The following is a 345-nucleotide window of genomic DNA, read 5'->3' on the forward strand; positions in this document are numbered from 1 at the left end:
TATAGTTATTCGACTCTTCTGGCTCTTAGTGGTCATATTCAGGAAGAAATGGAACAAGAAGGGATCACAGTAAGTTCCCCTGTTGTTTCGGTAGATATTTCAGAAAAGGCTTTTCAAAGCGATATCTCAAAAGCAACTAAAGGAAGACAACTTATCTCATGGCGTACTGGTTCACAGGGAAGAGTTAATCAATCTACAAAACCTTCTTCTCGACCACAGTCTATTGCAGTTGTAGGTATGGCAGGTCAGTTTCCAGAGGCAGGTGATGTAGAGGTATTTTGGGAGAATATTGCCCAGGGGAAGAATTGTATTAGTGAGATTCCTAAAAAGCGTTGGGATATTGAT

1 protein-coding gene is annotated in these 345 nt (G+C 40.6%); it reads left to right on the forward strand.

The features are described 5' to 3' along the window. On the forward strand, positions 1-345 hold a 345-nt coding region (locus tag Z054_RS29735), incomplete at both ends, for a beta-ketoacyl synthase N-terminal-like domain-containing protein (protein WP_035094025.1).

Origin of the sequence: Aquimarina macrocephali JAMB N27, from assembly GCF_000520995.1 — a bacterium.
Classification (GTDB): domain Bacteria; phylum Bacteroidota; class Bacteroidia; order Flavobacteriales; family Flavobacteriaceae; genus Aquimarina; species Aquimarina macrocephali.